We start from the raw sequence: 25193 nt of genomic DNA, 5'->3' as shown, positions 1-25193 counted from the left end.
GCGCATTTTTTCATAAGTTTTAGCAATCATGGGCCTCTTTGCCCAAATCAAAAAAGGGGAGAAACGCATGCTGCAAAACACATCTGCGGGCTTGTCCGAAGCCGAGGCAAAAGCCCGCCTTGCGAAAGTGGGCGAAAACCGCCTGCGCGGGAAAAAGGGAGCCAGCGTGGCCGCCATGTTCTTCTCGCAGTTCAAGGACCTGATGATCCTGATCCTGGCGGCGGCCACGCTCATCTCTGTGCTGATGGGCGAGGGCACGGAAGCCATTACCATTATAATCATCGTGCTGATGAACGCCACCATGGGCTTTCTGCAGGAATACCGCACGGAAAAAACGCTGGAAGCACTGAAAGAGCTTTCGGCGCCCACGGCGCGCGTGCGCCGCAGCGGCAGGGAACTGGAGGTCGGCGCGCGCACCGTGGTGCCCGGCGACGTGCTGCTGTTCGAGGCCGGCGATAAGGTAGCGGCGGACTGCACGCTGCAAACCGGTGTGCAGGTATCGTGCAACGAGGCCATGCTCACGGGCGAGAGCCTTCCCGCCGCAAAGCAGCCCGGAGACAGACTGTACATGGGCTGCATCGTGATGACGGGCCGGGGCGAAGGCGTGGTGACGGCCACCGGCATGGAGACCGAGATGGGAAAGATCGCCGGGATGATGGAAACCGCCGGCGAGGAGCCCACCCCCCTGCAGCTCAAGCTCAAACAGCTGGGACGGTTCGTGGCCGTGGCCTGCGTCACCATCTGTCTGGCCGTCGGCTTCCTGGGCTTTTTGCAGGGCAACGATTTTCTGGAGATGCTTCTCACAGGCATCTCCCTCGCCGTAGCCGCCATCCCCGAGGGCCTGCCCGCCATCGTAACCATCACGCTGGCGCTCAGCGTCAACCGCATCCTGCGGCGCGGCGCCGTCATCCGCAAGCTGCACGCTGTGGAAACACTGGGCTGCGCAGGCGTTATCTGCACAGACAAAACCGGCACCATCACGCAGAACAAAATGACGGTACAGCGCATCTGGGTGCCCGGGCGCACACTGAACGTCTCGGGCAGCGGTTACAGGGCGCAGGGCGCCGTGGAGGAAAACGGCCGTCCCGTACAGGCCGCGCGGGACGCGGCACTGGGGAGGCTGTGCGAGGCCGCCTCCCTGTGCACCACCGCGCACATCACCCGCGCCAAAGACGTCTACGACGTGATGGGCGACCCGACCGAGGTTGCCGTGCTGGTGGCCGCCGCCAAGGCCGGCGTAACAAAAGAGGCGCTGCTGCAGCAATATACCGTCATAGGCGAAAACCCATTCGACGCCGCACGCAAACGCATGAGCGTGACCGTGAGCGGTCCCGGCGGTGCACGCCTGCTGTGCAAGGGCGCGCCCGATATGCTGCTGGCCCGCTGTACGCATATCGAAACCCCCGCAGGTCCGCGGCTGCTGGCCCCGCGGGACCGCGCCGATATCAACGCCGCCTGTGCCCGCATGGCGGGCGAAGCGCTGCGCGTGCTGGGCTTCGCGGAAAGCAGCACTCCCGCCGCCGGGGAGGAAAAGCTGTGCTTCTTGGGCCTGATGGGCATGCTGGACCCGCCCCGGCCCGAGGTGCGTCCCGCCGTACAGCGGTGCCGCGAGGCCGGCATCAAGCCTGTGATGATCACCGGAGATTACAAGGAAACAGCGCTGGCCATTGCCCGGGACGTAGGCATCGCCCGCGCGGGGGACGGCGTGCTCTCGGGCACGGAGTTGGACGCGCTGTCCGATTCGGAGCTTGCCGCGCGGTGCATGCGCGTCTCTGTTTACGCCCGCGTTTCCCCCGCCCACAAGCTTCGCATCGTGCGCGCATACAAGGCGGCGGGCCAGGTTGTCGCAATGACAGGAGACGGCGTCATCGGGCAATGCCACCTTGCCCCCCGCCGCCGGGCGATGTACAGGATGCATGCCTCCAAAGGATACAGCAAAGCCGGAGGCCGCATTCAAAGCACCCTCCGGCTTTCCGCACGGACAACCGTATCCGGCATGGTGTCCCCGACTGGAATCGAACCAGCGGCCTAACGCTTAGGAGATGGACCCAGTGCATATATTCCCTATCAACAGGGATAAAGAAAATGCAGTTATATCAAGGCTTTTCTCCATGTTCTCTATAAACCTTGTACAAGCAAAATCAAGCAAAAACAAAGGATTTTAGCCCCCTATTGTTTGCACTCTGTTTGCAAAGGCGCGAAATTTGGCGTTAGCCAAAAGTTCAATTCCCGTCGAGACTTAATTATATTCATGGTATCGTGGACATAGTTTACCATACATAGAGGTTCATTACAAGAGGTATTGAGCCAGTGAAAGTGCCTGTTTTATCTTTCTCAGGAAAGGTAAAGCAGGCACTTTTTTTCATATCTAAACTTAGAAAGAAATGAGGTGAAATCATGAATACACAGATTATTGCCATAGCCAACCAAAAAGGTGGTGTCGGCAAAACAACCACTTGTGCCAATCTTGGAATTGGTCTGGCGCAGTCCGGGAAGAAAGTCCTTCTGATTGACGGAGACCCACAGGGAAGCCTGACCATCAGCTTGGGCAATCCCCAGCCTGATAAGCTGCCCTTTACACTGTCAGACGCTATGGGCCGTATTTTGATGGATGAACCAATTCGTCCCGGCGAGGGTATCCTGCACCACCCTGAGGGCGTAGACCTGATGCCTGCGGACATCCAGCTATCTGGTATGGAGGTATCTCTGGTAAACGCTATGAGCCGAGAAACCATTCTGCGACAATATCTGGACACGCTGAAGGGGCAATACTCCCATATCCTTATTGATTGCCAGCCCTCCCTGGGTATGCTTACGGTCAATGCACTGGCTGCCGCTAATAGGGTTATAATCCCCGTCCAGGCAGAGTATCTTCCAGCTAAAGGTTTGGAGCAGCTTTTGCAAACTATCAATAAGGTTCGCAGACAAATCAATCCCAAGCTGCAAATTGATGGGATTCTGCTGACGATGGTAGACAGCCGAACCAATTTTGCCAAAGAAATCTCCGCTCTTCTGCGCGAAACCTATGGCAGTAAGATCAAGGTGTTTACATCAGAAATTCCTCATTCTGTCAGGGCTAAAGAAATCAGTGCTGAAGGAAAAAGCATTTATGCCCATGATCCTAATGGCAAAGTGGCTGAGGGCTACAAAAATCTGACGAAGGAGGTATTGAAACTTGAAAAGCAGCGCGAAAAAAATAGAGCTGGCCTCAGTAGATGACCTGTTTTCTACAGAAGAAAGTCGGCAAGACGAGCAACTGGAAAAAATTCAGGAAATTCCCCTATCTGAACTGCATCCGTTCAAGGATCACCCCTTCAAGGTCAAGGATGATGATGCAATGATAGAAACCGCAGACAGCATCAAAAAGTATGGTGTGTTGGTTCCTGCGATTGCCAGACCACTGCCTGATGGCGGTTATGAGCTGGTAGCCGGTCACAGACGCCGCAGAGCCAGCGAATTGGCCGGAAAAGAAACCATGCCTGTCATTGTGCGCGACTTGGATGACGATGCTGCCACAATTATTATGGTTGACAGCAATTTGCAGCGAGAAAATCTGCTCCCCAGTGAAAGGGCTTTTGCCTACAAAATGAAGCTGGAAGCCATTAAACATCAAGGAGCAAGAACAGACCTGACTTCTGTTCAAGTTGAACAGAAGTTGAGCGCCAGAGACCAGGTGGCAAAAGAAGCCGGTGAACGAAGCGGTATCCAGGTAATGCGATATGTTCGTTTGACTGAACTGATTCCAGAGCTTTTGGATATGGTGGATGAAAAGAAAATTGCATTTAACCCAGCCTATGAACTCTCTTTTTTGAAACCGGACGAACAGCAAATGCTGGTGGAAACAATGGACTATGAGCAGGCTACCCCTTCTCTCTCTCAGGCTCAGCGAATGAAAAAGTTCAGCCAGGAAGGGAAATTGTCAGAAGATGTGATGCTTGCCATCATGTCAGAGGAAAAAAAGGGTGATCTGGATAAAGTGACCTTGAGCAGCGATACCTTGCGAAAGTATTTCCCCAAAAGCTATACACCGGCCAAAATGCAGGAAACCATTATTAAACTGCTGGAACAATGGCAGAAAAAACGCCAACGAGATCAGGAACGATGAAGGGAGAGCCTATGAAAGATATTGCAGCAAGGGAACTGAAAGGCCACAACATTCTTGCAGTGGAGCGATTTTGGGACAGCACTTTCTGGATGATTGAGTTTACTGTCTTGCGCCCTACTGCTTATGGAGAACCTGGTGACGAAATGAGGCTTTTTCTCACAGAGGACGGGTATCAGTCAGCTCTGCAAAGCCAGCAGCGTCGAGAAATCAAAATTAAGAGATATGCCCATGTTATTGAGGGGCATATCCTCGACTTCAAGCCTAAAAAACACCGTCGTTCATAACCGATACAACGAAAGGAAAGGAATGAATATGTGTACTGTAAGAGAAATCCGAGAAGCTATTCAAGAAGATTGCCGCTCACAGCGTGATATGGAATCCACCGAGATTGACCGTGTTTTTCAAACCTTACCATTTTCTCAGGAAAGGGATCTGTTTGATAAACCACCAATGCCAAAACGCCCCTACCGACGCAAGAAAAAAGATACAGACAGACCCTAACCGCTGCCACAATTCTTTTATGAATTGCGGCTTTTTTCATACCTGAGAAATGAAAGGAGTGAAGTAAATGGCTGTTTTTCGTGTAGAACGCACTGGCGATTACACGGTTATGAGCAATTTTCATCTAAAAGACAAACGACTTTCTTTGAAGGCAAAGGGTCTCTTGTCGCAAATGTTATCTCTGCCTGATGACTGGGATTATACGCTGTCAGGACTCAGCTATATCAATCGAGAAAGCAAAGATGCAATCCGCTCTGCTGTCAATGAGCTTGAAACAGCCGGATACATTCGGCGCAGACAGACAACTGATGCTTCTGGTAAATTCGCAGCCAATGAGTATACCATTTTTGAGCGTCCCATCGAGGGAGAACCGATGTTGGATAAGCCGTTGTCGGAAAACCCGATAACGGTAAACCCGTCAGCGGTAAATCCGTTACCGGAAAATCCAACACAATTAAATACTAAGAAATCAAATACCCAAAAACAAAATACTCATGGATCAAATACCGATTCCATTCCCTTCCGGGAAACAGCGGCGGTAATACCGCCGGAACGGAAAGGAAGGGATGCGATGTCTGTCACAGAGATAGAAAATTATCGGGAATTGATTTTGGAGAATATCGAGTATGATTGTCTGAAGCAGCGTTATCCTCTCTACCTGGATGACCTGAATGAGATCGTAGAGCTGTTGGTAGAAACGGTCTGTGCCAAACGAAAGACCACCCGGATCTCTGGTGCGGACTTTCCTCATGAAATTGTACGCTCCCGCTTTTTGAAGCTGGACAGCTCTCACATCGAGTTTGTCATGGACTGTCTGCAAAAGAACACCACCCAGGTACACAACATCAAGCAGTACCTGCTTGCAGTGCTGTTCAACGCTCCTACCACCATGAATAACCACTACACTTCACTGGTAAATCACGATATGCACGCAGGCGGCTGGTAATCAGCCGCTTTTGTATTACACCAAAGGAGGCACAGCATGAATCAGATTGAAATTTTCAATAGTCCAGAGTTCGGAAGCATTCGCACTTTGGAACAGAATGGCAAAGTATTATTTTGCGGTACAGATGTGGCAACAGCGCTGGGATATACCAATCCACGCAAAGCCGTCCGCGACCATACCAGGGGTGGAACGAAATGTTCCATAGGGGTCCAGACTGGGAAAAAGGCAGATGGAAGCCCCGCGGTACAAATGGTCGAAATGCTCTTTATCCCCGAAGGTGATCTATATCGTCTGATCGCCCATAGTAAACTGCCGTCAGCGGAACGGTTTGAACAATGGGTGTTTGATGAAGTTCTACCTGCCATTCGCAAGCACGGAGCCTATCTCACAAAAGAAAAGTTGTGGGAGATAGCCACTTCTCCGGAAGCTCTGATAAAGCTCTGCTCCGAGCTGCTTGCTGAGCGGGAAGAAAATGCGTCGCTACGAGAGGAAAATGCCCTGCTGGAGAGTAAGGCAGCCTTTTATGATTTGTTCATCGACCTCAATCACAGTACCAACCTCCGCACCACCGCCAAAGAGTTGCTTGTCCCGGAGCGTCGGTTTGTCCGTTTCCTTCTGGAAAAGCGTTTTGTGTACCGCACCGCATCCGGTAATGTACTGCCCTATGCAAAGCCAGCCAATGAAGGACTGTTTTGTGTCAAAGACTACTGCAATCACGGGCATATCGGCTCCTATACGCTGATAACCCCGCAAGGCAAACTCTACTTTGCTCAGCTGAGAGACATGATTTTGATGGTTGTATGAGAGTGGGAAAGGAAGTGAGTTTTATGCCAGAAGGCAAAACAATCGGTCAGCTGATGGAAGAAATGCGCCTCAAAGCCGGGGCGCAGAACTACCACGGCCATGAGTACATGGATTTGGAGCGGTTTGCCGAGGACACCCGGCACATGATTATCTTCGATGTGCTGACCGACGATTCCCCGGTGGGCTGGAAAGGTGAACGAACCCGCCTGTTTCTGACGGAGGCCGGATACCAGAAAAGCCTGGAGAACCAGGAAAAGGGTCACATCAAGATTCTCAGCCATGCCAAAGTGCGCCAGGGCCATCTGTACTATGAACGCTCCGATCAGCTGCGCTGAAAGGAGCCTGCCATGCTGAAATACCTGCTGCGGCGGCTGGTGGTCCCGCCTTAGTATCAAGCGCCACCCCTGCAAAATCCGTGGAAAGAGGCGATGACCTATGCAGGAGGAAGTGGAAAACAGGACTTTGACGCTGGTAGTCAGCGGAACAAAGTTTACCGGGCGGTTGATGAAAGCCGCCATCACCAAGTACCTTGCCCACCGCAAGGAAAAGAAGCTGCAAAAGCAGAGAAGCCGTGACGCGCCTGTGAAGCCCCAGGGCAAGCAGACGGTGAAACAGCTGATTGGTCAGAACCAAGGGGTTTCCAACATCGAGATCACCGACCCCTCCATCAAGGAGTTTGAGAAGATCGCCCGGAAATACGGCGTGGACTATGCGGTGAAGAAGGACCGCAGCAGCTCCCCACCCAAGTACCTGATCTTTTTCAAGGGTCGGGACGCGGATGCCCTGACCGCTGCTTTTACCGAGTACACCGGGAAAAAGGTCAGAAAGGCGGAGAAATCCGAGCGCCCGTCCGTGCTGGCAAAGCTGAGCCAGTTCAAAGAACTGGTAAAACACGCCGTCGTGGACCGGAACAAGCGGAAGGAGCTGGAACGATGAAAAAGCAGCTGAACATCAAAAAGCTCATTTTGCTGAATCTGCCGTATATCCTGATGGGGCTTTTCTCCACCAACTTCGGTGAAGCGTGGCGGATGGCCGTGGGTGCGGACGCTTCGGCAAAAATGCTCTCGTTCTTCTCCACGCTGCCGGTGGCGCTGGCCAGCTGGTGGCCCAGCCTGCACCCGCTGGACCTGCTGGTGGGCCTGTGCTGCTGCGGCGGCCTGCGGCTGGCTGTGTACCTGAAAAGCAAGAACGCCAAGAAGTACAGGCACGGCATGGAATACGGTTCCGCCCGGTGGGGAACCCATGAGGACATTACACCCTACATCGACCCGGTATTCCAGAACAATGTGATTCTGACGAAAACGGAGAGCCTGACAATGAACAGCCGCCCCAAGGACCCAAAGACCGCCAGAAACAAAAATGTGCTGGTGATTGGCGGCTCCGGTTCCGGTAAGACCCGCTTCTGGCTCAAACCGAATCTGATGCAGATGCACAGTTCCTATGTGGTCACAGACCCGAAGGGAACCATTTTGGTGGAGTGCGGAAAAATGCTCCAAAGGGGCGCACCCAAGCTGGGGAAAGACGGAAAGCCTATGAAGGATAAGCACGGCAAGGTCATTTATGAGCCGTACCGAATCAAGGTCCTAAATACCATTAACTTCAAGAAGTCCATGCACTATAACCCTTTCGCCTATATCCATAGCGAAAAGGACATTTTGAAGCTGGTAACAACGCTGATCGCCAATACCAAAGGCGAAGGCAAGGCCGGAGACGATTTCTGGGTAAAAGCAGAAACCTTGTTGTACTGCGCGCTTATTGGCTATATCCATTATGAGGCTCCGGTGGAGGAACAAAACTTCTCCACCCTCATTGAGTTCATCAACGCCATGGAAGTCCGTGAGGATGACGAGGAGTTCAAAAACCCCGTAGACCTGATGTTTGATGCACTGGAAGCCGAGAAGCCAAACCACTTTGCGGTGCGCCAGTATAAGAAATATAAGCTGGCCGCCGGAAAAACAGCCAAGTCGATTTTGATTTCCTGCGGCGCTCGCCTTGCCGTGTTCGACATTGCAGAGTTGCGTGAGGTCACGGCTTATGATGAGCTGGAGCTGGATACTCTGGGAGACAGGAAAACTGCCCTGTTCCTCATCATGAGTGACACTGATGACAGCTTTAATTTCCTTATATCCATGTGTTATACCCAGCTGTTTAACCTGCTCTGCGAAAAGGCCGACGATGTGTACGACGGCAGACTGCCGGTTCATGTGCGCTGTCTGATCGACGAGTGCGCCAACATTGGCCAGATACCCAAGTTGGAAAAGCTGGTGGCCACCATCCGAAGCCGTGAGATCTCCGCCTGTCTGGTGTTGCAGGCGCAGAGTCAGCTCAAGGCGATTTATAAGGATAACGCAGATACCATTATCGGAAACATGGATACTTCCATCTTTCTGGGCGGTAAGGAGCCGACCACTCTCAAGGAGCTGGCCGCCGTGCTGGGTAAGGAAACCATCGACACCTACAACACCGGAGAGAGCCGTGGGAGGGAAACATCCCATTCACTCAACTATCAAAAATTGGGGAAAGAGCTGATGAGCCAGGATGAGCTTGCTGTTATGGATGGCGGCAAGTGTATCCTCCAGCTGCGCGGTGTGCGTCCTTTCCTTTCGGATAAGTACGACATCACCAAGCACCCCAATTTCAAGTACACTGCCGACGCGGATGACAAGAACGCTTTTGATATTGAAGCATTCTTGTCCGCAAGGCTGAAACTCAAGCCCAATGAGGTCTGCGATGTATATGAAGTAGACACAAAGGGCGCTTAATTTCGTTCCGCTTTAGAAGGGAGTGATCTTATCTATTCGCCGCATCTGCCCTCTATGGGCCATTGGCGTACAAAGCGGACAATCGCGAGAAAAAATAATGAAAAAGGAGGACAGCCGGAATCATGCCCCCGGAAACCGGGCGGCAGATTGTTCCGGCTTTTGTATGCCTATGAAACATGACAAACCTATTTTTTAATCAGATTCCGGCTAACAAACTATATGGCATTTTTTGAACAGGCAATCACCGTTCTTCAGACCCTCGTTATCGCGCTCGGTGCCGGTCTCGGTATCTGGGGCGTTATCAACCTGCTGGAAGGTTACGGCAACGACAACCCCGGCGCCAAGTCTCAGGGCATGAAGCAGCTCATGGCCGGTGCTGGTGTAGCCGTGGTAGGCATGGTCCTTGTACCTCTGCTCTCCGGGCTTTTCTCTGTCTAAGCGTCTCCGTATGAAATCCTTGCCGCTCCCGCAGTTTTGCGGGGGCGGCGGAAAGGAGGTTGACACCGTATGGATTTCTTACTTGAAGCCCTGACAAATTGGCTGAAAGAAATGCTGGTGGGCGGCATTATGAGCAACCTTTCGGGGATGTTTGACAGTGTAAACAAGCAGGTCGCGGATATATCCGTACAGGTAGGCCAGACCCCACAGGGATGGAATGGCAGTATTTTCAGCATGATTGAGAATCTGTCCAACTCCATCATGGTGCCGATTGCAGGCGTGATCCTGGCTATCGTGATGACCGTAGACCTGATCCAGATGATCGCAGACAAGAACAACCTGCATGATGTGGACACCTGGATGATTTTCAAGTGGGTGTTCAAATCAGCCGCTGCCATCCTCATTGTCACAAATACATGGAATATCGTGATGGGCGTCTTTGATATGGCGCAGAGCGTAGTGGCGCAGGCGGCAGGGGTTATCAATTCGGATGCGTCCATTGACATTTCCTCAGTTATGACCGATCTGGAACCGAGGCTGATGGAAATGGATCTGGGACCGCTGTTCGGACTGTGGTTCCAATCCCTCTTTATTGGCATTACTATGTGGGCGTTATATATCTGTATCTTTATCGTTATTTATGGCCGTATGATCGAAATCTACCTTGTGACTTCGGTGGCTCCCGTTCCAATGGCTGCAATGATGGGTAAAGAATGGGGCGGTATGGGACAGAATTACCTCCGATCCCTGCTGGCGCTGGGCTTTCAGGCGTTTCTCATTATCGTCTGCGTGGCAATTTATGCTGTGCTGGTGCAGAACATCGCTCTGGAAGATGACATCATCATGGCAATCTGGAGCTGCGTGGGCTACACCGTACTGCTGTGCTTTACGCTGTTCAAAACCGGCAGTCTCGCAAAATCAGTCTTTCAGGCGCACTAAAGGAGGGTTCTGTATGAAAAAATATCAAATCATTTACGCAGACCCGCCATGGAACTACAAAGTATATTCCAAGAAAGGATTGGGACGCAGTGCAGAAAGTCACTATCCGACCATGAGTATCGAGGATATTTGTGCGCTGCCAGTAGGCAACTTGGCGGATAAAGACTGTGCCTTGTTTTTATGGGTCACGATTCCATGTTTACTGGAAGGTCTCTCAGTTCTGAAGGCATGGGGATTTACCTATAAAACCGTCGGCTTTGTTTGGGTAAAGCAAAATCGAAAGGCAGATAGCTTGTTCTGGGGAATGGGATATTGGACGCGCTCCAATGTGGAACTTTGTATCCTCGCAACGAAAGGACATCCCAAGCGTATAAACGCAGCTGTTCATCAGGTCATTGTCTCTCACATTGAAGAACATTCAAAAAAACCGCAGGAAGCCAGAGAACGCATTGTCTCATTGATGGGTGATCTCCCGCGCATAGAACTGTTTGCTCGTCAATCCACACCCGGTTGGGATGTGTGGGGAAATGAAGTGGACAGCTCTATTTCATTCCCATAAAGGAGGTGGATAATATGGCTTATGTACCCGTACCCAAAGATTTAACCAAAGTCAAAACCAAGGTCATGTTCAATCTGACACGAAGGCAGCTGGTCTGCTTTACCGCCGGGGCGCTTGTAGGTGTACCGCTGTTCTTGTGGCTCCGTGAGCCTGCGGGAAACAGCATGGCTGCCATGTGTATGATGCTGGTCATGATGCCCTTCTTCCTGCTGGCAATGTATGAAAAGCATGGACAGCCCCTGGAAAAGATCGTCGGCAACATCCTCAAAGTAGCTGTGATCCGTCCCAAGCAGCGTCCCTACCAGACCAATAACTTTTATGCCGTATTAAAGCGGCAGGAAATGCTCGATAAGGAGGTGTATGACATTGTTCACCGCAATGAAAAGCTGGCTGCGCCGTCTGCTGGGAAAACCGGAAGAAAAGACCGTGCATCCGGTAAAGACAAAGAAAAAGCTGTCCCGCGCCGATAAGAAGCAGATCGAAGCGGCCATTGCCCGCGCCAACCGCACGGACAAAAAAGGAAAATCGGCACAGGACAGTATCCCCTATGAACGAATGTGGCCGGACGGGATCTGCCGCGTATCGGACAGCCACTACACAAAGACCATTCAGTTTCAGGACATCAACTATCAGCTCTCCCAAAATGAAGATAAGACCGCGATCTTTGAGGGCTGGTGTGATTTCCTCAATTATTTCGACAGCTCGATTCACTTCCAGCTGTCTTTTTTGAACCTTGCGGCATCGGAGGAGACCTTTGCCAACTCCATTTCCATTCCGCCCCAGGGGGATGCCTTTGACAGTATCCGTGAGGAATATACCACGATGCTGCAAAATCAGCTGGTCAGAGGCAACAACGGTCTCATCAAGACCAAATACCTGACCTTTGGTATTGACGCTGACAGCATCAAAGCCGCCAAACCCCGTCTGGAGCGTATTGAGACCGATATACTCAACAACTTCAAGCGTCTTGGCGTAGCTGCCAGGACACTGGACGGTAAGGAAAGGCTTTCCCAGCTTCATGCGGTATTCCACATGGATGAACAGCTCCCATTTCAGTTTGAATGGGACTGGCTGGCTCCTTCCGGTCTGTCCACAAAAGATTTTATTGCACCAAGCTCCTTTGAGTTCCGCACCGGCAAGCAGTTCCGTATGGGCAAGAAATACGGGGCTGTTTCTTTTTTGCAGATTTTAGCCCCAGAGCTGAATGACCGTCTGCTGGCTGATTTTCTGGATATGGAAAGCTCGCTCATTGTGAGTATGCACATTCAGTCGGTGGATCAGGTGAAAGCCATCAAAACGGTAAAGCGTAAGATTACCGATCTGGACCGCAGTAAGATTGAGGAACAGAAAAAAGCAGTCCGCGCCGGATACGACATGGACATCATTCCTTCTGACCTTGCCACCTACGGCAGTGAGGCGAAAAAGCTGTTGCAGGATTTGCAGAGCCGAAACGAGAGAATGTTCCTGGTCTCCTTTTTGGTGCTGAACACAGCGGACACCCCCCGTCAGCTTGGCAACAACATCTTTCAGGCAGGCTCTATTGCCCAGAAGTATAACTGCCAGCTGACCAGACTGGACTTCCAGCAGGAAGAAGGGCTGATGAGCTGTCTGCCCCTGGGACTCAATCAGATCGAGATTCAGCGAGGGCTGACCACCAGTTCTACGGCTATCTTTGTACCATTCACCACACAGGAATTATTCCAGAACGGCAAAGAAGCCCTGTACTACGGCATCAATGCCCTGTCCAACAACCTCATCATGGTGGATAGAAAGCTGCTGAAAAACCCCAACGGCTTGATTTTGGGTACGCCGGGTTCCGGTAAGTCTTTCAGCGCCAAGCGTGAGATTGCCAACTGCTTTTTGCTTACCAATGATGATGTCATCATCTGTGACCCGGAAGCGGAGTACGCACCTCTGGTGGAGCGTCTGCATGGGCAGGTCATCAAGATCTCGCCTACCTCAACCAACTACATCAATCCGATGGATCTGAACCTGGACTATTCGGATGATGAAAGCCCGCTGTCCCTCAAGTCTGACTTTATCCTCAGCTTGTGTGAGCTGATCGTGGGCGATAAGGACGGATTGCAGCCGGTGCAGAAAACCATCATCGACCGTTGTGTGCGTCTGGTCTATCAGACCTACCTCAATGACCCGCGCCCGGAGAATATGCCCATACTGGAGGATCTATATAACCTGCTCCGTTCACAGGAGGAAAAGGAAGCCCAGTATATCGCCACGGCCCTTGAAATCTATGTAACCGGCTCCCTCAATGTGTTCAATCACCAGAGCAATGTGGACATCAATAACCGCATTGTCTGCTATGACATTAAGGAGCTGGGCAAGCAACTCAAGAAAATCGGTATGTTGGTGGTCCAGGATCAGGTGTGGAACCGCGTTACCATTAACCGCGCTGCCCACAAGTCCACCCGTTATTACATCGACGAGATGCACCTGCTTTTGAAGGAGGAGCAGACCGCCGCTTATACGGTGGAAATCTGGAAGCGATTCCGCAAATGGGGCGGTATTCCGACAGGTATCACCCAGAATGTCAAAGACCTTTTGAGCAGCCGCGAGGTGGAGAACATCTTTGAAAACTCCGACTTCGTGTATATGCTCAACCAGGCAGGCGGAGACCGTCAGATTCTCGCCAAGCAGCTGGGCATTTCCACGCACCAGCTTAGCTATGTGACCCACTCCGGTGAGGGCGAGGGCCTGCTGTTCTATGGCTCCACCATCCTGCCCTTCGTTGACCACTTCCCGAAGAATACTGAGCTTTACCGCATTATGTCCACCAAACCCCAGGAACTGAAAAAGGAGGATGAATAACTATGAAACAGAATATTTGCGAACTTGATACCATGATTTTTTTCCGTGAGGCATTGGAGGCTCACGAATTCATGTTGCTTCCGGTAATGGCCTCCGCTGTTGTTGAGTGTCGTACCGCTGACAAAGAACTCAAAACCTTGAATGAGGATGGCGAAATTGGTCTTGCCCGTCTCTTTTCGATTTGGGCGAATATGATGTGTGCCCCTGGTGCAGGAACCATTGTAGGGTGCAGACCTATCACAATGCTCTCTGAGATTCTGGCGCAAGTCCATGCGTATCTCACCGTGCATCCGCTATATGATCCGGAAGGTTTGGCCCTCTATGTGGAGCTGCACCACATGATGGATGCTATCCTAATGGGTGATTGGTTTGAATAAAGAGCCGCGCCTGCGCTTTACTGATGAGGAACGGGCTGACCCTGCACTGGAAAAGCCGATCCGCAAAACGGAGAAAGCTACGGCCAGAGCAGATAAGGCGCAGGCCAATATTCCAAAGAAAAAAGTCAGACAGACGGTCATTGACCCGGACACCGGGAAAAAGACCTCGAAGCTGACCTTTGAGGACAAGAAAAAACCACCTTCCAAACTTTCTCAAGGGGTTAAGGAAGCTCCCGTCCATCTGGTCGCGGGCAAGTTTCACAAAGAGATCCGGGAAACAGAACAGGACAATGTGGGCGTGGAAAGCGCCCACAAGTCCGAGGAGGCGGTGGAGACCAGCGCTTATCTGGTGCGGGAGGGCTATCGCAGCCACAAGCTGAAGCCGTACCGCAAAGCAGCACAGGCAGAGCGCCAACTGGAAAAGGCAAATGTAAATGCCCTGTACCAGAAGTCCCTACGGGAAAATCCTCAGTTTACCAGCAACCCTCTCTCCCGCTGGCAGCAAAAACAGAGTATCAAAAAGCAGTATGCCGTCGCCAAGCGCACCGGTCAGACTGCCGGAAATACCGCCCAGGCTGCGTCCAAAACCGGAAAAGCCGCAAGGACGGTAAAAGAAAAGGCACAGCAGGCAGGGGCATTCGTCATGCGCCACAAGAAGGGCTTCCTGATGGCAGGGGTTTTGTTCCTCATCGCCTGTATGCTGATGAATACCATGTCCTCCTGCTCTATGATGGCACAGAGTATTGGTTCTGTAATTTCCGGCACTACCTATCCATCGGATGACCCGGAAATGCTGGCGGTGGAGGCAGATTATGCAGACAGAGAAGCTCGGTTGCAGGAGAAAATCGACAACATCGAAAGCAGCCACCCAGGGTATGACGAGTATCGCTATAACCTGGATATGATTGGCCATGACCCCCATGAGCTGGCGGCAGTTCTCTCTGCTGTCTTGCAAGGCTATACACGCCACAGCGCACAGGCAGAGCTGGATCGTGTGTTTGATGCACAGTATCAGCTTACGCTGAGAGAAGAAATTCAGATTCGCACTTACACTGACGAAGATGGGGATGAGCATGAATATGAATATCGTATTCTCCATGTAACTTTAACAAGCCGTTCCATTGCCTCTCTTGCGCCAGAACTACTGACTCCGGAGCAGATGGAGATGTACCAGGTCTACCGACAGACTATGGGCAATAAGCCGCTGTTATTTGGTGGCGGTTCTCCCGATACAGGTGTTTCTGAAGATTTGACTGGTGTTGAATTTATCAATGGCTCCCGCCCCGGCAATCCGCAGCTGGTGGAACTGGCGAAAAGTCAGGTGGGCAATGTGGGAGGACAACCTTATTGGAGCTGGTACGGCTTTGACTCCCGTGTGGAATGGTGTGCCTGCTTTGTATCATGGTGCTATGGTCAATCCGGTCGAACGGAACCACGCTTTGCTGGTTGTCAGTCTCAGGGTGTTCCGTGGTTCCAGTCTCATGGACAGTGGGGCGCACGAGGATATGAAAACATCGCCCCCGGTGATGCCATTTTCTTCGATTGGGATCTGGATGGTTCCGCAGACCATGTGGGAATTGTTGTCGGCACCGATGGCAGCCGTGTTTATACCGTGGAGGGAAATTCCGGCGATGCCTGCAAGATCAAAAGTTATGACCTGAATTATCAGAGTATCAAGGGCTACGGCCTGATGAACTGGTAACAGAGATTTTTTAGAAGGAGTGATAGACGATGGCAAAGAACAAAATTGAACGCATTGACCAGGAGATTGCTAAGGTCCGCGAGAAGATCGCAGAGTATCAGGAAAAGCTCAAGGCGCTGGAAGCACAGAAAACCGAGGCAGAAAATCTGGAGATCGTCCAGATGGTGCGCGCCCTGCGTATGACCCCGGCTCAGCTGAGCGCCATGCTGTCCGGTGGCACAGTTCCCGGCAGTTTGGCTGATGACAACAACGAACAGGAGGAAAACAGCTATGAGGAATAAACGATTGCTCCGAACACTTTCCGCCCTTTGCCTGACGCTGGTGCTGGCATCGGGCTTTACTGTTCCCGCTTTTGCCCAGGGCGCAGCGCCGCCCCCGGCAGAGGATACCACCAATGACAGCAATGTGGTGGTGGAAGAAACGGAAAAAGCACCTCCGCTGACCCCGGATGGCAACGCCGCTCTGGTGGATGATTTTGGTGGCAACAAGCAGCTCATTACCGTTACCACCAAGGCAGGCAACTATTTTTATATCCTGATCGACAGGGCCAATGAGGATAAAAAGACTGCTGTTCACTTTCTGAACCAGGTGGATGAAGCGGACCTGATGGCGCTGATGGAGGATGGAAAACCCAAAGAGGAGCCGCCTGCGGTGTGCAGTTGCACGAAGAAATGTGAAGCAGGGGCAGTCAATACGGCCTGTCCGGTCTGTGTAACTGATAAGAGTAAATGTACGGGAAAAGCACCGGAACCTCCGGCAGAAACATCGGAGCCGGAAAAAGAGAAGCCTGCCGGACTGAACCCGGCTGCGCTGATCCTTCTGCTGGCTCTGCTGGGCGGCGGTGGCGTATTTGCCTACTTGAAGCTCGTTAAGAATAAGCCTAAGACCAAGGGCAATGACAGTCTGGACGATTATGATTATGGTGAGGAAGATTCCGAGGAATGGGAAACCGAAGATGAGGAAGTCCTTGAGGATGGTTTTGAGGGTTCTGACCCTAATGAGGAACGCGATAGAGCAGATTGAACCATTTGAGCGTAGCGTATTTCAAATCATTGCGGGATAAGGGACAGAGGACAGGGAGAAATTCCTGTCCTCTGCTGCTCTACTCACTCTCTTACTGTAAATCCACACCCAAAATCAGCACATGGTCAAAGAAAGGAGGACCTCACAATGAACACCTGGAACTGGTTATTACACTTTCTGATTATTTTTGATCTGGTCGCCTTCGGAATTTACTTTGGAGGAGACATTCTTTTCACTGCTATAAGCAAAGTTCAAAAAAAGTCAAAGAAGAACGATGACTTGGATCTTTATGATTTTGAAATTGAGACCGCACCCCAAAAACGCTCTTTATGTGTGGACTCAATCCGAATGCTTTATTCTGGTGAGATAGATGAATTTGTGGAAAAGGAACTGTTGCCTGATGCAGCGGAGACCATGAACGCTTTATCTGAAGCTGAAAAAACAGCAGTTAGCCTGTTACTAAAAGCTTATATCGGTTTTTTGAGCGAAGAAGCAACGGTAGATGAACAAAGTTTTCCCATGGTTAAGGAACTGTTGTCTTATACACAGGGCAGCAAAGAAGATGGTGAAAAAGATGCCATAGATTGTCTGATGGAAGATACGGTCAGCAGAACCCACAGACATCGAGAATATTACAACAATTATCAACGCTATCAACTGATGCAGGTGGATAAAGAGCGTGTGATTATGGCCTGCAATATCATAATCAATGATTTGATTGGCAGGTTGTACCGATATGATTATCGCTTTGGCTATGACATTACACTTGCCTCAGAACACAGCATTGCAAAAAAACTGTCTGATAATTGGCAGAATGAATGGGAGGTTGAAGATTATGAAGCTGGTGATTGCTGAAAAACCATCGGTTGCACAAAGTCTGGCTGCGGTAATCGGTGCAACTGCTCGTAAGGACGGGTATTTGGAGGGTAACGGTTGGCGTGTCAGCTGGTGCGTAGGCCATCTGGCCGGTCTTGCGGATGCAGACAGCTATGACCCCAAGTATGCCAAGTGGCGATATGATGACCTGCCTATCCTGCCGGAGCATTGGCAGATGGTGGTGGGAAAGGACAAGAAAAAGCAGTTTGATATTCTCAAAAAGCTGATGAACGCCCCGGATGTGACGGAGGTAGTAAATGCCTGTGATGCCGGACGCGAGGGCGAGCTGATCTTCCGCAGCGTCTATGAGCTGGCAGGCTGCCAAAAGCCGATGAAAAGGCTCTGGATTTCTTCGATGGAGGACTCCGCCATAAGGGAGGGCTTTGCAAACCTGCGCCCAGGTGTAGATTATGATGGACTTCGGGATGCTGCTCTCTGCCGTGCCAAGGCCGACTGGCTGGTGGGGATCAATGCCACAAGGCTTTTTTCCGTGCTGTATCACCGCACCCTCAACATCGGGCGCGTGATGTCCCCAACGCTGGCGCTTATTGTCCAGCGAGAAGCTGAGATCGACACCTTTAAGCAGGTTCCCTTTTATACCGTGGTGCTGGAGCTGCCCGGTCTTACCGTATCCGGGGAGCGCATGAGTGACCGAGCAAGCGCAGAGCAGCTGAAAGAAGCCTGCCAGGGTGCAGCTGTCACAATCAAAAAGGTGGAGCGCAAGGAAAAGTCCGAAAAGCCGCCTGCTCTCTATGACCTAACTACCCTGCAAAGAGATGCCAACCGTCTGCTTGGATTTACGGCCCAGCAGACCCTGGACTATCTGCAAAGCCTGTATGAAAAGAAGCTCTGCACCTATCCCCGTACTGACAGCCGCTATCTGACCGGTGATATGGCAGACAGCCTGCCGGTGCTGGTGAATCTGGTTGCCAATGCTATGCCATTTCGCAAAGGGATCGCCATTACCTGTGATCCGCAGACGGTCATCAACGACAAGAAAGTAACCGACCACCACGCAGTAATCCCTACCAGAAATCTCAAGGATGCAGACCTTTCTGCCCTTCCTGCGGGAGAAAAAGCGGTGCTGGAGCTGGTGGCCCTGCGTCTGCTGTGTGCCGTGGCCCAGCCCCATATCTATTCGGAAACCGTTGTGATTGCAGCGTGTGCCGGTGGGGAGTTTACTACCAAAGGAAAAACGGTGAAGCACCCCGGATGGAAAGCACTGGAGGACGCCTACCGTGCCAAAATGAAGGATGCGGAGCCGAAAAAAGAGGGCGCAGAGAAAGCCCTGCCGGAGCTGACTGAAGGACAGACCCTTTCGGTTGCTGCGGCAATCGTCAAAGAAGGCAAAAGCAGTCCGCCTCAGCACTTTACGGAGGACACCCTATTGTCCGCGATGGAGACTGCCGGAAAAGAGGATATGCCGGAGGATGCCGAGCGAAAAGGTCTGGGGACACCGGCCACCCGTGCCGGTATTTTGGAAAAGCTGGTATCTGCCGGTTTTCTGGAACGAAAAAAGAGCAGGAAAACGGTGCAGCTTCTCCCTTCCCACGATGCAGTTTCCCTGATTACCGTTCTGCCGGAACAGCTGCAATCTCCGCTTTTGACTGCCGAGTGGGAGTACCGCCTGGGCGAGATCGAGCGCGGGCAGCTTGCCCCAGAGGAGTTTCTGGACGGGATCAGCACCATGCTGAAAGATCTGGTGGGAACTTATCAGGTCATTAAGGGAACTGAGTACCTGTTCACTCCGCCCCGTGAGGTGGTGGGCAAATGCCCTCGCTGCGGCGGGGAAGTTGCAGAACTGCAAAAAGGTTTCTTCTGTCAGAATGATTCTTGCAGATTTGCAATCTGGAAAAACAACAAATGGTGGGCCGCCAAGAAAAAACAGCCGACCAAGGCTGTGGTGTCTGCACTGCTTAACGATGGCCGTGTCCGTGTGACGGGCCTATATTCGGAGAAAACCGGAAAGACCTACGATGCCGCTGTGGTTTTGGAGGATGATGGACAGTACGCCAACTTCAAGCTGGAATTTGACCAGCGGAAAGGAGGCAGCCGATGAAGCTCTCTTTAGTGGAACGGGAAACCATTCTCCTCTATAACCAGGCAGAACCAATGGCTGAGATCTATACTCATGATCCCCGTCTGATGGAGAAGCTGGATCTGCTGGCAAAAAAGCACCCCGACCAGATCATCCGAAAGGACGCCCATAACTTTACCGTCCCCAAGCGGTGTGTATCAGTCCGGGAGCCATATAGCGCAGAACGCCGCAAAGCCGCCAGTGAGCGTGCGAAAGCCGCCGGATACCAGCCTCCTATGCGAAAGTCCGGCAGTTAAAGGCACATGACAGAGAATGTATTTGAAGCAGTCAAGCAGTCGGTCAGCACCAGAGATGCGGCAGCGTTTTATGGGATCGAGGTCAAACGAAATGGCATGGCCTGCTGTCCCTTTCACGATGATAAGAACCCAAGCATGAAGGTAGACCAGCGGTTCCACTGCTTTGGCTGCGGTGAAGATGGGGATGTGATCGACTTTACCGCAAAGCTCTTTGACCTCTCCTCAAAAGAAGCGGCGGAGAAACTGGCACAGGACTTTGGCCTGATCTATGACAGTCAGGCCCCTCCCCGCAGGAGATATGTCCGGCAGAAAACCGAGGCACAGCAGTTTCGTGAGGATCGGCAGCGGTGTTATCGCGTACTGTCCGATTACTACCATCTGCTGAAAAAATGGGGGATTGACCATTCTCCCCGGACACCGGAGGAAGAACCGCACCCCCGCTTTGTGGAAGCAATCCAGAAGAAAACCTATGTAGAGTACCTGCTGGACCTTTTTCTTTATGAAAGTGAAGAAGAACAAAAGGCATGGATTGCAGAACACACAGCAGAAATCACACACTTGGAAAGGAGATTGAAAATCATGGCTGAGAATAAACCCACCAACCGAGAACGGCTAAGGGAAATCACAGATGGCATCGAGCAGGGGATCAAGGAACTGTTTGAGAGTGAAAAGTATATGCGCTATCTGTCCGTCATGTCCCGCTTCCACCGCTATTCGGTAAACAACACCATGCTCATCTATATGCAGAAGCCGGACGCTACATTGGTAGCCGGATACAATAAGTGGAAAGACCAGTTTGAGCGTCATGTAAAAAAGGGCGAGCATGGCATTACCATCATCGCCCCCACACCGTATAAGAAGAAAATCGAGGAGCAGAAGCTGGACCCGGATACCAAGGCTCCGATTCTGGATAAAGACGGAAAGATCGTCACAGAGGAAAAAGAAATCGAGATCCCTATGTTCCGTCCGGTCAAGGTTTTTGATGTGAGCCAGACCGACGGGAAACCTTTGCCGGAGCTTGCTTCCTCCCTTTCCGGCAATGTGCCAAATTATGAGGTATTCATGGAGGCTCTGCGCCGCAGTGCGCCGGTGCCGATCACTTTTGAAGCAATGGCCGCCGATACGGACGGCTATTTTTCTGCCGATCATCAGAAAATCGCCATTCGTCAGGGCATGAGTGAGGTGCAGACGGTTTCGGCCACGGTTCATGAGATTGCCCACAGCAAGCTCCACAATCAGAAAAAGATTCAGATTGCCAATGACGAGCAATATCAGGAGATCGAGCTGTTTGATAAACCCGGTCTGTTCTCCAATGGGCGGATTGTCCGTGATAATCTGCCGGAGGGCGTTTATTGCTATGACCTGCGCGGTTCTGACTACGACCCCGGAGAGCCGGTCTGTGTAGAAGAACAAGTGGTTGTAAACCATGCAGGTTCCGTTCTGCTGACAGAGCCGCTGGAGCTGGCGGAAAATGGACGCCTGATGCTGACCGAGGAAGAAGGACTGAATTTTGTTGGCGGCTTTTCTACTCTCGCCCAGTTTTTGCAGGAACAGAAGAAAGACCGTCACACGGAAGAAGTAGAGGCTGAAAGCATCTCCTATGCAGTCTGCAAATATTTTGGCATTGAAACCGGAGAAAACAGCTTCGGCTATATTGCCAGCTGGAGTCAGGGCAAGGAACTGAAAGAGCTGAGAGCCAGTTTGGAGACCATCAATAAGACCTCCGGCACTTTGATCTCTGACATTGAGCGCCACTATAAGGAAATCTGCAAAGAGCGTGGAATTGACCCCAATGCAAAAAAAGAGCCGGAAATGGCGGTTCTTGATGCGGAGGCAAACCAGCAGGAGGCTTTGTTTCTAATTGACGATGCCACCTATCTTCATATTCAGCCCTGTGACAGCGGCTGGGACTACACTCTTTACGATGCTGCGTCCATGAAAGAGCTGGATGGTGGTCAGCTGGATATGCCGGAGCTTTCCTGCATGAAGGCAGTTCTCCAGATTTGTGATGATAACGATCTGGACAGCACTTCGCTCAGACGCGCTCCCTTGTCTATGGTTGAGACCTTGCAGGAAGCTGCTTATGAGCAGATGCAGGCAGAGGCAAGTCAGGTGACCGCTTCTGCCCAGCTGCCGGAAGCGCAGGAGCAGGCACTGGATGAATACCCCATGCCGGATGAGCAGGTATCCACACCGGATATGCAGGAATATGGCTACTCCTATGATGGGATGTTCCCTGTTACCAGAGAACGGGCGCTGGAACTGGATGCCGCCGGTTTGACCGTCTATGTGCTGCATGAGGACAATACGGAGAGCATGGTGTTTGATCCGCAGGAAATCATGGATCATGGCGGTCTTTTCGGTGTGGACCATGAGGAATGGGAGAAAAGCCCTCAGTTCCACGAAAAGATCATGGAGCGTCAGGAACATCAGCAGGAACGCGAACAGGCATTTCTCTCTCAGAACAGAGATTGCTTTGCCATCTATCAGGTAAGTAGTGACGATCCGCAGAATGTGCGCTTTATGAATCTGGATTGGTTAAAGTCCCACGACATTTCCATAGACCGCAGCAATTATGACCTCATTTACACAGCTCCTCTGAGGGAGTCTGGCACTGTGCCGGAGCAGCTGGAAAAACTCTATCAGCAATTCAATCTGGAAAAGCCCGTGGACTTTCACAGTCCCTCCATGAGCGTCAGCGACATCGTTGCGATCAGACAGGACGGTAAGGTATCCTGTCATTACTGTGACAGTGTTGGTTTTACCCAGATCCCCGGATTCCTGCCAGAAAACCCGCTGAAAAATGCGGAAATGATGCTGGAGGACGATTACGGCATGATCGACGGTATCATCAACAATGGCGCAAAAGAACCTACGGTGGCAGAGCTGGAACAGCAGGCCCGAAGCGGTCAGCCCATTTCCCTGATGGATCTGGCTGCCGCTGCCCATCGGGAGGAACGGGAAAAGAAAAAGTCCGTCATGGAGCAGCTGAAAAGCCAGCCCAAGGCAGAACACAAAAAGACAGCACCCAAAAAGAGTGCGGAAAGGGAGATTTGATATGGGAAACTTTACTTTTGAGGAAATGAACCTGATGTGCATTTACAATACCGGCAGCCGCACCGGGCTGATTGACAGTTTGCGTGAGATGCGCGGCGAGCTTTCGCCGGAGGAAACCGAGCTGCGGGAGTTGACAGACAGCGCACTGGGCAAGCTCCAGGCCATGAGTGATGCCGAGTTTGCCGAACTGGAGCTGTACCCGGATTTTGACCAGTAAACAACATAACCGCAGGGATGGGGTGGCGATCTGCCACCCCGCCTTTTTACCCCAAAACTGAAAGGAGGACAGAACACTATGCCAACCAAAGCTGAACTATATGCACAGATGGCGGACAAGGTGGCAACACAGCTCACGGGGAGCTGGCAGGAATGGGCAGGGTTTCTCACTACTGCTTCCCGCCTTTACAAGTACCCATTCCATGAGCAGCTGATGATCTATGCCCAGCGACCGGACGCCACCGCCTGTGCGGAGTACGATTTGTGGAATGAAAAGATGGGCCGTTATGTAAGGCGCGGTTCCAAGGGAATCGCTCTGGTGGATGATTCCGGGGACAGACCTCGCCTGCGTTATGTCTTTGACATTTCCGACACCGGAACCCGTGAACATTCCCGCACTCCCTGGCTGTGGCAGTTGGAGGAGCGCCATCTGGATTCGGTGCAGGCCATGTTTGAGCGCACCTATGATGTTTCCGGTGATGATCTTGCCGGACAGCTCACGGAGGTAGCTGGAAAACTGGCCGAGGAATATTGGACGGAGCATCAGCAGGACTTCTTCTATATCGTTGACGGTTCCTTTTTGGAGGAATATGATGAGTATAACATCGGAGTGCAGTTCAAGGCAGCCGCCACCGTCAGCATCACTTACGCTTTGATGTCCCGCTGTGGACTGGAGCCGGAACGCTACTTCGACCACGAAGATTTCATGGCGATCTTTGATTTCAACACCCCGTCCACCATCGGGGCGCTGGGAACAGCGGTCAGCCAGATCAACCAGCAGGTGCTGCGGCAGATCGGCGTTACCGTCCGAAATGCAGAGCGCGAAGCCAACCAAGAAAGGAGCAAGCAAGATGAACAATCCCATGACCTATATCCAGAACGGAGACTATCTGATTCCCGACCTGAAGCTGAGCCAGCAGCCGGAGAAACCCCTGGGCAAGTACGGCAGGATGAGGAAAACCTACCTGAAAGAACACCGTCCCATCCTCTACAACCAGATGTTGCTGAGCGAGAAGCTGTACCCGCACCTCATCGAGATCGACGAGACCGCCCAGAGCAGACTGGAACAGATGATGCCCCAGCTGGCGAAGGAAGCGGGAGCCACCGAGGAACTGAAAGCCAGCGATCCCATGAAGTGGGTGGGCCTGATGAACACCTGCAAAGCCCAGGCAGAGGAGATCCTGATGGCGGAGCTTATCAACAGCTGACCCTAAACCTGTTCCTCTCCGAAGCGGAGCAGATCCAATCCATAGATGAAGCAGAGAATGTAGCGCATACATCCTCTGCTTTTTCTTTTGCCCAAAATGATATTGACCATGTGCTGCGTTTGGGCGGCAATACAGACCGCCAGAGAGAGCGTGTGGTTGCTGCCTTTGAAAAGCAAAAAACCACCGCTGAGATTGCCGAGATACTGAAAGCGCTGTACCACGGCGGCAACGGCCTTGGCAGTGTGAGCGCATGGTATGCCGAGGATGGTATCCATCTTTCCCACGGGAAGTCTGTCCGTTATGACAGGTCTGCCCAGGTCATTTCCTGGGAGAGCGCCGCAGAGCGTATCGGGGAGCTTTTGGAGAGCGGCCAGTTTGCCTCCAATGTGGAGCTTGCAGAAGCGGCAGGCTATGAACGCTCCCTCCTTGCAGAAAAGCTCTGGTATCTGTACCACGATTTCAGCGAGGAAGCCAGAGAAGCAGGATATTTGTCTTGCCTGTCAGAAATCAGAGGCAATGG

General features: G+C 51.9%; 26 protein-coding genes. 25 read left to right on the top strand and 1 reads right to left on the bottom strand.

The genetic code is table 11. The annotated features are described in order from the left end of the window. Positions 1-67 precede the first annotated feature (67 nt). The 24 genes from TQ39_RS13770 (at position 68) to TQ39_RS13660 (ending at position 23466) form a co-directional block, all read left to right on the top strand. Positions 68-2032 carry a cation-translocating P-type ATPase gene (locus TQ39_RS13770; protein WP_050005941.1) on the top strand — a complete coding sequence of 655 codons (1965 nt, stop codon included), beginning with the start codon at positions 68-70 and terminating at the stop codon, positions 2030-2032. A 365-nt stretch (positions 2033-2397) separates the two neighbouring features. After that, the gene (locus tag TQ39_RS13765) at positions 2398-3219 is read left to right on the top strand and encodes a ParA family protein (protein ID WP_002569249.1); all 822 of its coding nucleotides are present in this window, start codon (positions 2398-2400) and stop codon (positions 3217-3219) included. Next, the gene (locus TQ39_RS13760) at positions 3176-4105 is read left to right on the top strand and encodes a ParB/RepB/Spo0J family partition protein (RefSeq protein WP_006059569.1); all 930 of its coding nucleotides are present in this window, start codon (positions 3176-3178) and stop codon (positions 4103-4105) included. The genes TQ39_RS13765 and TQ39_RS13760 overlap by 44 nt, the downstream gene beginning before the upstream one ends. A gap of 11 nt (positions 4106-4116) precedes the next feature. Then, entirely contained in the window at positions 4117-4389 is a 273-nt protein-coding gene (locus TQ39_RS13755; protein WP_007862445.1) for a DUF5720 family protein, read from the top strand. A 28-nt stretch (positions 4390-4417) separates the two neighbouring features. Further along, positions 4418-4606, top strand: a complete 189-nt coding sequence (locus TQ39_RS20395; protein WP_006059571.1) for a hypothetical protein — start codon at positions 4418-4420, stop codon at positions 4604-4606. A 67-nt stretch (positions 4607-4673) separates the two neighbouring features. Then, entirely contained in the window at positions 4674-5552 is an 879-nt protein-coding gene (locus TQ39_RS13750; RefSeq protein WP_006059572.1) for a DUF6017 domain-containing protein, read from the top strand. Between the two features lie 36 nt (positions 5553-5588). Beyond that, positions 5589-6356 carry a BRO family protein gene (locus TQ39_RS13745; RefSeq protein WP_002589066.1) on the top strand — a complete coding sequence of 256 codons (768 nt, stop codon included), beginning with the start codon at positions 5589-5591 and terminating at the stop codon, positions 6354-6356. Positions 6357-6379: 23 nt separating this feature from the next. Continuing rightward, positions 6380-6691 carry a DUF5720 family protein gene (locus tag TQ39_RS13740; RefSeq protein ID WP_050005940.1) on the top strand — a complete coding sequence of 104 codons (312 nt, stop codon included), beginning with the start codon at positions 6380-6382 and terminating at the stop codon, positions 6689-6691. A 100-nt stretch (positions 6692-6791) separates the two neighbouring features. After that, on the top strand, positions 6792-7292 hold the full coding sequence (locus TQ39_RS13735; protein WP_050005939.1) for a PcfB family protein: 501 nt from the start codon (positions 6792-6794) through the stop codon (positions 7290-7292). Then, positions 7289-9118 carry a VirD4-like conjugal transfer protein, CD1115 family gene (locus TQ39_RS13730; protein WP_006059575.1) on the top strand — a complete coding sequence of 610 codons (1830 nt, stop codon included), beginning with the start codon at positions 7289-7291 and terminating at the stop codon, positions 9116-9118. The genes TQ39_RS13735 and TQ39_RS13730 overlap by 4 nt, the downstream gene beginning before the upstream one ends. A gap of 219 nt (positions 9119-9337) precedes the next feature. Next, positions 9338-9556 (top strand): Maff2 family mobile element protein, encoded by a 219-nt coding sequence (locus tag TQ39_RS13725; protein ID WP_003525154.1) that lies wholly within the window; start codon positions 9338-9340, stop codon positions 9554-9556. 69 nt (positions 9557-9625) lie between these two features. Next, positions 9626-10495, top strand: a complete 870-nt coding sequence (locus tag TQ39_RS13720; protein ID WP_050005938.1) for a VirB6/TrbL-like conjugal transfer protein, CD1112 family — start codon at positions 9626-9628, stop codon at positions 10493-10495. A 13-nt stretch (positions 10496-10508) separates the two neighbouring features. Next, entirely contained in the window at positions 10509-11054 is a 546-nt protein-coding gene (locus TQ39_RS13715; protein ID WP_002589060.1) for an MT-A70 family methyltransferase, read from the top strand. A 14-nt stretch (positions 11055-11068) separates the two neighbouring features. After that, positions 11069-11524: a PrgI family protein gene (locus TQ39_RS13710; protein ID WP_002589059.1), complete on the top strand. Its 456-nt coding sequence runs from the start codon at positions 11069-11071 to the stop codon at positions 11522-11524. Next, positions 11481-13880: a VirB4-like conjugal transfer ATPase, CD1110 family gene (locus tag TQ39_RS13705; protein WP_050005959.1), complete on the top strand. Its 2400-nt coding sequence runs from the start codon at positions 11481-11483 to the stop codon at positions 13878-13880. Before TQ39_RS13710 ends, TQ39_RS13705 begins: the two co-directional genes overlap by 44 nt. Positions 13881-13882: 2 nt before the next feature. Beyond that, complete coding sequence (locus TQ39_RS13700; protein ID WP_050005937.1) at positions 13883-14257, top strand: DUF3851 family protein; 375 nt, start codon at positions 13883-13885, stop codon at positions 14255-14257. Then, positions 14250-15959, top strand: a complete 1710-nt coding sequence (locus tag TQ39_RS13695; RefSeq protein ID WP_050005936.1) for a C40 family peptidase — start codon at positions 14250-14252, stop codon at positions 15957-15959. Before TQ39_RS13700 ends, TQ39_RS13695 begins: the two co-directional genes overlap by 8 nt. Before the next feature lie 29 nt (positions 15960-15988). Then, complete coding sequence (locus TQ39_RS13690) at positions 15989-16240, top strand: DUF4315 family protein (protein WP_050005935.1); 252 nt, start codon at positions 15989-15991, stop codon at positions 16238-16240. Beyond that, positions 16230-16982 carry a DUF4366 domain-containing protein gene (locus TQ39_RS13685; protein WP_050005934.1) on the top strand — a complete coding sequence of 251 codons (753 nt, stop codon included), beginning with the start codon at positions 16230-16232 and terminating at the stop codon, positions 16980-16982. The genes TQ39_RS13690 and TQ39_RS13685 overlap by 11 nt, the downstream gene beginning before the upstream one ends. A 147-nt stretch (positions 16983-17129) precedes the next feature. Next, positions 17130-17837 (top strand): hypothetical protein, encoded by a 708-nt coding sequence (locus TQ39_RS13680; RefSeq protein WP_050005933.1) that lies wholly within the window; start codon positions 17130-17132, stop codon positions 17835-17837. Continuing rightward, positions 17818-19917 (top strand): type IA DNA topoisomerase, encoded by a 2100-nt coding sequence (locus TQ39_RS13675; RefSeq protein ID WP_050005932.1) that lies wholly within the window; start codon positions 17818-17820, stop codon positions 19915-19917. The genes TQ39_RS13680 and TQ39_RS13675 overlap by 20 nt, the downstream gene beginning before the upstream one ends. Continuing rightward, positions 19914-20192 (top strand): hypothetical protein, encoded by a 279-nt coding sequence (locus tag TQ39_RS13670; RefSeq protein WP_050005931.1) that lies wholly within the window; start codon positions 19914-19916, stop codon positions 20190-20192. Before TQ39_RS13675 ends, TQ39_RS13670 begins: the two co-directional genes overlap by 4 nt. A 6-nt stretch (positions 20193-20198) precedes the next feature. Further along, entirely contained in the window at positions 20199-23249 is a 3051-nt protein-coding gene (locus TQ39_RS13665) for an LPD28 domain-containing protein (RefSeq protein ID WP_050005930.1), read from the top strand. A 1-nt stretch (position 23250) separates the two neighbouring features. Further along, the gene (locus TQ39_RS13660) at positions 23251-23466 is read left to right on the top strand and encodes a transposon-transfer assisting family protein (protein ID WP_002588976.1); all 216 of its coding nucleotides are present in this window, start codon (positions 23251-23253) and stop codon (positions 23464-23466) included. A 96-nt stretch (positions 23467-23562) separates the two neighbouring features. On the opposite strand, the gene TQ39_RS21710 is transcribed toward TQ39_RS13660, so the two are convergent. Next, a complete protein-coding gene (locus TQ39_RS21710) occupies positions 23563-24330 on the bottom strand; it encodes a hypothetical protein (protein WP_242827539.1) in 768 nt (255 codons plus the stop codon). Between TQ39_RS21710 and TQ39_RS21705 the strand changes: the two genes are divergently transcribed. Next, the gene (locus tag TQ39_RS21705; protein WP_158361358.1) at positions 24317-24673 is read left to right on the top strand and encodes a TnpV protein; all 357 of its coding nucleotides are present in this window, start codon (positions 24317-24319) and stop codon (positions 24671-24673) included. The genes TQ39_RS21710 and TQ39_RS21705 overlap by 14 nt on opposite strands. Positions 24674-25193: the final 520 nt, after the last annotated feature.

The sequence above is a fragment of the Ruthenibacterium lactatiformans genome (assembly GCF_000949455.1).
In the GTDB taxonomy this organism is placed as follows: domain Bacteria; phylum Bacillota; class Clostridia; order Oscillospirales; family Ruminococcaceae; genus Ruthenibacterium; species Ruthenibacterium lactatiformans.
This window is presented reverse-complemented; position numbering and strand designations above follow the sequence as displayed.